Raw genomic sequence first — 10,234 nt, 5'->3', positions numbered from 1 at the left:
ACCCGGCTCGACATGAGCGAGTACATGGAGAAGCACTCCACCTCGCGCATGATCGGCGCGCCTCCGGGCTATGTCGGCTACGACGAGGGCGGCGCGCTGACCGAGGCGGTGCGGCGGCGGCCCTACCAGGTCGTGCTGTTCGACGAGGTGGAGAAGGCGCACCCGGACGTGTTCAACGTGCTGCTGCAGGTGCTCGACGACGGGCGGCTGACGGACGGGCAGGGGAGGACGGTCGACTTCAGGAACACCCTGATCGTGATGACCTCGAACCTAGGCTCCGAGGCGCTGGCCAACCTGCCCGACGACGCGGACGTGGAGACCGCCCGCCCGCTGGTCATGGACAGCGTGCGCCGCCACTTCCGGCCCGAGTTCCTGAACCGGATCGACGAGATCATCCTGTTCCAGCGGCTCGGCCGCGCGCAAATGGACTCCATCGTGACGATCCAGCTAGCCCGGGTGGAGAAGATGCTGGGCGACCGCCACATGGCCATCTCGCTCGACCCGGGCGCGCTGCACTGGCTCGGCGAGAAGGGCTACGACCCGGTCTATGGCGCGCGCCCGCTCAAGCGCGTGATCCAGAAGGAGCTGATCGACCCCATCGCCAGGAAGCTGCTCTCTGGCGACTTGGCGGACGGGTCGGTGATCGACGTGCATGCCGGCGACGGTCGGCTGGAGATCGGGCGCGCCACGATCCAGTGAATGCAGGGGGCGGCCCGCCGCAGAACGGGCCGCTCCCTTTCGCCCCGTGCGCTCGACATCGTGCTTCCAGGGGAACGCATGCGAGCGGAACGGGCGCGGGGCTGTCGCGTTTGCCGCCCGGTGCGAAGGGGCGTTTGATCCGCGGTGAAGGTAGTTGGCGTCGGACGCTCGCCCTTCAGGGCTCACAATGCAGCCTTCGCTGGATGAGCCTGCCTCCGCCGCCGCAGCCCGATCCGGCTAGGACTTCGCTTTTCCTCGACATCGACGGCACCCTGGCGGAGTTCAAGCGCCGGCCGGAGGAGGTCGGGCCGACGCCTCGGCTGACCGCGTTGCTGCAGGCGCTGGGACGGCGTCTGGATGGTCGGATCGCGGTGATAAGCGGACGGGCCCTCGCGGACATGGACCGCATCACCGCCGGGGCGGTGGTCGCCGCCTCCGGCGTGCACGGGTTGGAGCACCGCGACGCCTTGGGGCGGGTGGAGGCTGCGTCGCCTCATCCGGGGCTGGAGCGGGCGAGAGGCGCATTCACCGCCCTCGTGCAGGCGCATCCCGAGCTGCTCTTGGAAGACAAGGGCCTGGGACTGGTCCTGCACTACCGCACCGCGCCTGAACTCGCCGAACTCGCCAATGCGACGGCGGCGCGGATGGTGGACGAGACCGGCCTGGCCCTCCAGAAAGGTGACATGATGGCTGAGGTCCGTACGCCCGGGCGCAACAAGGGCGACGCGCTCAGGACCTTCATGGCCGAGCCGCCTTTCCAGGGTGGCCGGCCGGTCTTCGTGGGCGACGATCTCACCGATGAGTCGGCCTTCGAGGCCGCCCGTGATCTCGGCGGCCATGGCGTGCTGGTCGGCCCGCAGCGGGAGACGGCCGCCGCCTTCCGGCTGGACGACGTCGCCTCTGTGCTGGGCTGGCTGGAGGCGTTCGCCGCCGCCGATCTCCACTCGCTGGCGAGCTGAGCATGGCGCGCCTCGTCGTCATCTCCAACCGGGTGGCCATGCCCGAGCGCGGCGGCGCATCCGTCGGCGGCCTGACCATGGCGCTGGCGGCGGCGCTGACCCGCTACGAGGGCGTGTGGTTCGGCTGGAGCGGGGAGGTGGCGCCCACCTTCACCGGCGTCCCGCACATGAAGCAGACGGACGGGGTCACGGTCGCCACCATCGACCTGGAGGAACAGGACGTCCAGGAGTACTACAACGGCTACGCCAACACGGTCCTCTGGCCGCTGTTCCACTACCGCATCGACCTGACCCACTACGAGCGGCTGTTCGGCAAGGGCTATGCCCGAGTCAACTGCCGCTTCGCCGAGACAGTGCGTCCGCTGCTTCAGCCCGACGACATCATCTGGGTGCACGACTACCACCTGATCCCCTTGGCGCGGGAGCTGCGGCGGATGGGCTGCCGCAACCGCATCGGCTTCTTCCTGCACATCCCCTGGCCGGCCCCCCAGCTGCTCACCACTCTGCCGCGCCATTCGGACTTGGTCAGCTCGCTGTTCGACTACGACCTCGTGGGCTTCCAGACCGCTGACTGGCTGGCCGCCTTCCAGGGCTACGTCGTCGATGAGGCGGGCGGCGAGGTGTTGGACGACGGGGCGGTGCGCGCCTTCGGCCGCTCCATCCGCGCCGCAGCCTTCCCCATTGGCATCGACGCCCAGAACTTCACCGAGATCGTCCGCTCGCCCGAGGCTCAGCGAAGCTACGACCGCGCCGCCGCCACCGGCGTTTTCCGCGACATGATCGTGGGCGTGGATCGCATCGACTACTCCAAGGGCCTGGAGGAGCGCTTCCTGGCCATCGAGGAGCTGCTGGAGAGCCATCCCGATCTTGTCGAGAAGGTCTTCCTGCTGCAGATCGCCCAGACCTCCCGGGGCGACGTGGAGGCCTACCAGGACATCCGCGCCAAGCTGGACGCGGTCACCGGGCGCATCAACGGCGCCTATGCGACGGTGGACTGGAGCCCCATCCGCTACGTCAACCGCTCCTACGGCCGAGACGCCTTGGCTGGCCTCTATCGCGCCGCCAAGGTCGGGCTGGTGACGCCGCTCCGCGATGGCATGAACCTGGTGGGCAAGGAGTACGTCGCCGCCCAGAACCCGGAGGACCCGGGCGTGCTGGTGCTGTCGCGTTTCGCAGGCGCGGCGACGCAGATGGGCGAGGCGCTGATCGTCAATCCCTACAGCCGGGAGGACGTGGCCGACGCCATCGCGCGTGGGCTCGACATGCCAAAGGCCGAACGCATCCGCCGCTGGGAAAGCCTGTTCCACGGCGTGCAGACCCAGGACGCCGCCTGGTGGCGCGACGCTTTCGTGGCCGCCCTGCACCAGCTGCCCGAAACGTCTGCCGACCTCTGAGCGTGGCCGTCGGGTCGGAACAGTCGGCGTGGCGCGCCGTTGACGCCGGGATGCGGACAGATGGAGCGCCGCGGCCTGGACGGGACGGAATGGGGTTTACGACCGAGCCAGAACGCCCCTCGGCGGCGCGGCGGATCTACTACGTCCACATCCCGCTGCTGGGTTCGAGAGAGGATTTCGAGGTCCACCTGGATCGCGCGGCCGCCCTAGGCTTCGACACCGTCCTGGTTTCCCCGATCTTCCAGACCGGCCCTGACGGCGATGTCTTCCTGGTCGCCGATCACGCTTGCGCTCACGCAGTCCTCGGCGGAGGCCACGCAGTCGAAGCGCTCAGGAGCTTGGCCGGGCAGGCGCAGGGACGGGGTCTTAGCCTGTTCATGGACTTGGCGCTGCACCGCCTGGCGGCGGGCCATCCCCTGGTGACCGCGCATCCGGGGTGCTTTGGGCTGACCACCGCCGCGGCTGTAGACCCACGCCACCTTCCCCCTCGCTCGGACGAGGCGCGCCCGTGCCTCGACAGGCTGGAAGCCGCGCAGGCTGTGGCCGAGTTCGCCAGATCGGCCATCGCCGCCTGGTCGGCGGCCGGGCTGAAGGGCGTGCGGGTGCTGCAGCCCCACGCCGCGCCGCCGGCCTTCTGGCAAGGGCTCATCGCCGAGGTTCACCAGGAAACGCCGGAGCTGATCTTCCTTGCCGAGACCCAGACGGCGCCGCGCGAGGCCGTGCTGGCGCTCGCCGGCTGCGGGTTTGACGCGCTCACCTCCTCGCTGCCCTGGTGGGACGGTCGCGCGCGCTGGTTCGTGGAGGAGCACGAGGCGCTGCGCACCGTCGCACCCCTCATCGCCGAGGTGGAGCCGCCTTTCGGACCCAGGCTGTCCGCCAGCTACACGGATCCGGCCGAGGCCGGCCTGGCCTACGAGCAGCGCCTGACGCTCGCGGCTGCGACCGGCATCGGACTGCTGGTCCCCATGGGTTTCGAGGCGGCCAGCCGCGAGCCGCTGGACCCGAAGGGCGGGGATGCAGGGCGTTTCGCAGAGAGCCTGCAGTCGCCTTTCGCCGACCTGCGCGAGGCCGTCCACGCCGCCAACGGGCTGAGCGGGGAGCTGTCCCGCTTCGGGGGCGAGATGCGGGTGCTGAGCGGCGAAGGCGCCCCGGTCACCGCTTTGCTGCGTGCCGATACTCCCGACGTGCGCCGGGCCACCGCGGCCCTGCTGATCCTCATCAATCCGGACCTCCACGCGCCCGCGTCGCCAGGCAGCGAGGGCCTGCTGGCCCGGGCCGGCGCCGAGTTCGAAGCCTTCGCCCGGGTCGATGGCGGCGCGAAGCCTTCCGCGTCCTTGCGGCCCGGCGAGGTACGGCTGCTGCTCGCCCGGCGCAGCCACGCGGTAACCCACCCGATCGCCCGGGACCCGACCTCCGCCGGGGCGGCGGCGATCGCCCCGCGGCTGGTGGTTGAGGGCATGACCCCCTGCGTGGAGGGCGGCGCCTTCCCCGTCCGGCGGGTGGTGGGCGAGCGGGTGGCGGTGGAAGCCGACATCTTCGGTGACGGCCACGAGCAGCTCGCCGCCGAGCTGCAGTGGCGCTCGCTCGACCAGACGGGCTGGAGCGGTGCGCCCATGAGGGCGCTGGAGAACGACCGCTGGCGAGCGGACTTCCCGCTGGACCGCCTCGGCCGCTACGAGTTCGCAATAGAGGCGTGGCTGGATCGCTTCGGCGGCTTCCGCCGCGACTACGCCAAGAAGCGCGACGCCGGCGTCGCCCAGAAGGTGGACGGGCAGGAAGGAGTCGAACTCGTCAATCGCGCCTGCGAACAGGTGTCGGGCGAGCTGAAGAGCAGCCTCAAGGACCTGCTCGCCAGGCTGGAAGACGCTGACGACGGCTCGGTCGGCGACATCCTGCTGGATCCCAAGCTCGCTGAGCTGATGTGCGCGGCCGACGACCGGCCCTTCCGCCTGCGCTCGCCGGTGCAGGTGGTGGACGCCGAGCGGCTGCAGGCGCGGTTCGCCAGCTGGTACGAGCTGTTCCCCCGCTCCCAGACCGACAACGCCGCCCGCCATGGGACCTTCGACGACGTGATCGCCCGGCTGCCGCACGTGCGGGCCATGGGGTTCGACGTGCTCTATTTCCCGCCGATCCACCCCATAGGCGCCAAGAACCGCAAGGGCCGCAACAACAGCCTGACGCCCGCACCTGACGACCCCGGCAGCCCCTACGCCATTGGCTCGGAGGCGGGTGGCCACGAGGCGATCCATCCCGAACTCGGCACGTTCGAGGACTTCCGCCGCCTGATCGCCGCAGCGGCGGCGCAGGGGTTGGAGATCGCGCTTGATTTCGCAGTCCAGTGCTCGCCGGACCATCCGTGGCTGCGGGAGCATCCCGGCTGGTTCGACTGGCGTCCCGACGGCAGCATCAAGTACGCCGAAAACCCGCCCAAGAAGTACCAGGACATCGTCAATGTCGACTTCTATAAGGCCGAGGCGATCCCTGACCTTTGGCTCGCCCTGCGCGACAACGTGCTGCTGTGGGTAGGCGAGGGGGTGAAGCTGTTCCGGGTCGACAACCCGCACACCAAGCCGCTGCCGTTCTGGGAGTGGATGATCCGCGAGGTGCGCTCGGCGCACCCGGACGTGGTGTTCCTGGCGGAGGCCTTCACCCGGCCCAAGGTGATGTACCGGCTGGCTAAGATCGGCTTCTCACAATCCTACACCTACTTCACCTGGCGCGACACCAAGGCTGAATTCATCGACTATCTGGGCGAGCTGACGCAGACGGCGCCCAAGGAGTTCTTCCGCCCCCACTTCTTCGTCAACACGCCCGACATCAACCCGGTCTTCCTGCAGACTTCCGGCCGAGGCGGGTTCCTGATCCGCGCCGCTCTGGCGTCGACCCTGTCGGGGCTGTGGGGCGTCTATTCCGGCTTCGAGCTGCTGGAAGCGGAGCCGCTGCCCGGCAGGGAAGAGTACAAGGACTCCGAGAAGTACGAGATCAGGCCACGGCCACCTCGCGCACCCGGCGACATCGTCGCCGAGATCAGCCGGCTGAACCGCATCCGCAAGGGCCATCCCGCGCTGCAGACCCATCTGGGCGTCAGCTTCCTGCCGGCGTGGAACGACAGCGTGCTGGTCTTCGTCAAGGCGACCGCGGGGCTCGACGACGTGGTCGTCGTCGCCATCAGCCTGGACCCGCATAACGTCCAGGAGACCGGCTTCGAACTGCCGCTGTGGAGCTGGGGATTGGCTGACGACGCGACCGTGGAGGTCGAGGACCTGGTTTGGGAGCAGCGCTTCACCTGGATGGGCAAGTCCCACTCGGTGCGCCTCGACCCGGATCAGCCCTACGCGATCTGGTCGCTGCGCGTGCCGGTGAAGGCCGTCTCGTGACTTGCGTTTCGAAGGCCGAATGGGTCCCGCGTGATGTCTCCTCCCCTGCGAAGCGGGGGAGGGGGACCCTGCGCAGCATGGTGGAGCGGGCTGCAGCCCACCCACGTCTTGGATGCCGCCAGCCCGGCCTTGCGGCTAAACCGGGCGCCTCGGGCGCCCCCTCAGTCGGCCTCGCCGCCACCTCCCCCGCTTCGCAGGAGAGGAAAATCTCCGGCGCCCCTGCACGTTCGAGATATTCATGACCGACCAGCCTTCTTCTCAAGACCACCAGTGGTACAAGGACGCGGTCATCTACCAGCTCCACGTCAAGAGCTTCTTTGACGCCGACAACGACGGCGTCGGCGACTTCGCCGGCCTGCTGTCCAAGCTCGACTACATCGTCGAACTGGGCGTCACCGCGGTCTGGCTGCTGCCCTTCTACCCCTCGCCCCGGCGCGACGACGGCTACGACATCGCCGAGTACATCGGCGTTCATCCCGAGTACGGCACCCTCGACGACGCCCGCCGCTTCATCAAGGCGGCGCACGCCCGCGGGATACGCGTCATCACCGAACTGGTGATCAACCACACCTCCGACCAGCATGCCTGGTTCCAGGCCGCCCGCAACGCGCCGCCCGGCTCGCCGGAACGCGACTTCTATGTCTGGTCCGACGATGACGAGAAGTGGCCGGAGACCCGCATCATCTTCCTGGACACTGAGGTGTCGAACTGGACCTGGGACGCGGTGGCCAAGTCCTACTACTGGCACCGCTTCTACTCTCACCAGCCGGACTTGAACTTCGACAATCCCGCTGTGCTGGAGAAGGTGCTGGAGGTCATGCGCTTCTGGCTCGACGCCGGCGTGGACGGCCTGCGCCTGGACGCCATCCCCTACCTGGTGGAGCGCGACGGCACCAACAACGAGAACCTGCCCGAGACCCACGTCGTCCTGAAGAAGATCAGGGCCGCGGTGGACGCCGAATACCCCGACCGCATGCTGCTGGCCGAAGCCAACCAGTGGCCGGAGGACACGCTGCAGTATTTCGGCGACGGCGACGAGTGCCACATGGCCTTCCACTTCCCGCTGATGCCGCGCATGTACATGGCGCTGGCCCAGGAGGACCGCTTCCCGATCACCGACATCATGCGCCAGACCCCGGCCGTGCCGGAGGGCTGCCAGTGGGCCATCTTCCTGCGCAACCACGACGAGCTGACGCTCGAGATGGTCACAGACAAGGAGCGGGACTATCTCTGGGAGACCTACGCCACCGACAAGCGGGCGCGGATCAACCTCGGCATCCGCCGGCGGCTTGGTCCGCTGATGCAGCGCGACCGCCGGCGCATGGAGCTGATGAACTCCCTGCTCCTGACCATGCCCGGCACGCCGGTGCTCTACTACGGCGACGAGATCGGCATGGGCGACAACATCCACCTCGGCGACCGGGACGGGGTGCGCACGCCGATGCAGTGGTCGAGCGACCGCAACGGCGGCTTCTCCCGCGCCGACCCGGCGGAGCTGACCCTGCCGCCGATCATGGACCCTCTCTACGGCTTCCAGGCGATCAATGTGGAGGCGCAGTCGCGCGACCCGCATAGCTTGTTGAACTGGGTCAAGCGGGCGCTGGGCGTGCGCAGCCAGCACCAGGCCTTCGGGCGGGGGACCCTGCGGTTCCTCCGCCCGCTAAATCGCAAGGTGCTGGCCTATCTGCGCGAGTACGAGGGCGAGACGATCCTGTGCGTGGCCAACACCGCTCGGACGGCTCAGGCGGTGGAGCTCGACCTGTCGGAGTTCGCCGGCCGCACGCCGCTGGAGCTGTCCGGCCGCACCCCGTTCCCGACCATCGGCCAGCTCACCTACCTGCTGACCCTGCCGCCCTACGGCTTCTCCTGGTTCCAGCTTTGCGACGGGATGGCGGGGCCCAGCTGGAGCACGGCGGGCACAGGGTTGGAAGCCGAGCACGTCACTCTGGTGCTGCGCCAGGGCCTCACCGATCTCCTCTCCACCTCTACGCGACGGGAGCTGGAGGAGGATGTGCTGCCGGACTATCTGGCCCAGCGCCGCTGGTTCCAGGCCAAGGACGCGGTGATCCGCCGGGCGACCCTCACCGCCGTCTCGCCGCTCCCCGGCGACCTGCTGCTCACCGAGGTGGAGGTGCAGACCGCCGGCGGGACCGAGCTCTACGCGCTGCCGCTCGGCGTGGTCTGGGAGGACGAGCCGAGCGGGCCCTTCGCGCCCCAGCTGTCCCTGGCGCGGGTGCGGCGGGGCCGGGAGATCGGTCTGCTCACCGACGGCTTCGCCATGCCGGAATTCGTCCGCGGGGTGGTGACGGCGCTGCAGGAGGGCGCACTGGTCGAGACCCTGGCCGGCGAGCTGGTCTTCAGCATCACGCCCGAGTTCGATCTGACGCCGGACATGGCCGCGGAGTGGCCTTCCACCGAGCAGAGCAACACCTCGGTCATCATCGGCCAGCGCGCGGTGCTGAAGCTGCTGCGCAAGCTCATCACGGGCGTCCATCCGGAGGCGGAGATGACCCGCGTGCTGACCGAGCGCGGCTTCGCCAACACCGCAGCCCTGCTGGGCGAGGTGAGCCAGTTCGGCGAGGATGGCCGGCCCCGGACCGTCATGATCCTGCAACGCTTCGTAGACAACCAGGGCGACGGCTGGAGCTGGACCCTGGACTACCTGAAACGCGCCCTGGACGAGCACGCCGCCGCACCCGACGCGCCGCAGGAGGGGATGGAGGGCTATGGCGCCTTCGCCGGCCAGCTCGGCCGCCGCCTGGCGCAGATGCACGCCGTGCTGGCCCAGGCGACGGACGATCCCGCCTTCGCGCCTGAGACCATGGGCGAGGCGGACGCCTCGGCCATGGCGGAGCGCGTCGGCGCCCAGCTAGGCGCGGCGCTGGAGGCGCTGTCCGGCGCCAGGCGCTGGCGACGGGACGACAGCGCATCGGCGGCGGAATGGCTGGTCAGGAGCCGCGAGCCGCTGCAGGCGCGCATCGAAGCGTTGGCGCGCGCGGTGGATGGAGCGCGTCGCACCCGCATCCATGGCGACCTGCATCTGGGCCAGGTGCTGGTCACCGCGGGCGACGTGACGATCATCGACTTCGAAGGCGAGCCCGCCAAGCCGCTGGAGGCGCGGCGCGCCAAGGACAGTCCGCTGCGCGACGTGGCCGGCGTGCTGCGCTCGTTCGACTACGCCGCCGCAACCGCCCTGCACGGGCTCAGCGAGCCTGGCGAAGCGGCGCTGGAGCGCGCTGAACATTTGGGCGGAGAGTTCCGTGACCGTTCGGCCGAGATGTTCCTCGGCGGCTATCGCGAGGCCGGCGGCGTGCTGGACGACCGCCTGCTCGACCTCTTCCTGCTGGAGAAGGCCGCCTACGAGGTGGTCTACGAGGCGGCCAACCGCCCGCATTGGCTGGAGACGCCGCTGCACGGCCTGGCCGCCATCGCCGACCGCCTCCTGCAGGAGCCCATGCCATGAGCGCCTTTGACCCCGCCCTCGCCGCCGCCGCCGAATTGTTGGACGGCCGGCTGACCGATCCCTTCGGCTTCCTGGGCGCACATGACAGCGAGGAAGGCAGGGTGGTGCGCACCTTCCAGCCCGGCGCTCGGGCCGTGGAGGTGGTCGCGCGGGACGACGGCCGCCCGCTGGCCAGCCTGCAGGCCGCAGGCGACACGGGGCTGTTCACCGGCCGCCTCTCGGAGGCCGTCGCCTACGTCCTGCACATCGACTGGCATGGCGTGGTGCAGGAGACCGAGGACACCTACAGCTTTGGCCTGATGCTGGGCGAGCTGGACCTGCACCTGTTCGCCGAGGGCGCGC

General features: G+C 69.5%; 6 protein-coding genes. All 6 read left to right on the top strand.

Translation table 11 applies throughout. The annotated features are described in order from the left end of the window. The coding region (locus HUV06_RS11670; protein WP_174301438.1) for an AAA family ATPase at positions 1-699 on the top strand (699 nt) is incomplete at its 5' end. 203 nt (positions 700-902) lie between these two features. Then, a complete protein-coding gene (otsB, locus tag HUV06_RS11665) occupies positions 903-1,658 on the top strand; it encodes a trehalose-phosphatase (RefSeq protein ID WP_174301437.1) in 756 nt (251 codons plus the stop codon). A 2-nt stretch (positions 1,659-1,660) separates the two neighbouring features. After that, positions 1,661-3,052: a trehalose-6-phosphate synthase gene (locus tag HUV06_RS11660; RefSeq protein ID WP_174301436.1), complete on the top strand. Its 1,392-nt coding sequence runs from the start codon at positions 1,661-1,663 to the stop codon at positions 3,050-3,052. Positions 3,053-3,141: 89 nt separating this feature from the next. After that, a complete protein-coding gene (locus HUV06_RS11655) occupies positions 3,142-6,429 on the top strand; it encodes a maltotransferase domain-containing protein (RefSeq protein ID WP_174301435.1) in 3,288 nt (1,095 codons plus the stop codon). A 238-nt stretch (positions 6,430-6,667) separates the two neighbouring features. After that, entirely contained in the window at positions 6,668-9,892 is a 3,225-nt protein-coding gene (treS, locus tag HUV06_RS11650) for a maltose alpha-D-glucosyltransferase (RefSeq protein ID WP_174301434.1), read from the top strand. Continuing rightward, positions 9,889-10,234 (top strand): hypothetical protein (locus tag HUV06_RS11645; protein ID WP_217433817.1); only part of this gene is annotated, 346 nt, incomplete at its 3' end. The genes treS and HUV06_RS11645, both read left to right, overlap by 4 nt.

It is taken from the genome of Caulobacter sp. S45 (assembly GCF_903642205.1).
Lineage (GTDB): Bacteria > Pseudomonadota > Alphaproteobacteria > Caulobacterales > Caulobacteraceae > CAHJWH01.
The sequence above is the reverse complement of the archived record's forward strand: the minus strand, read 5'-3'. Positions and strand labels throughout refer to the sequence as shown.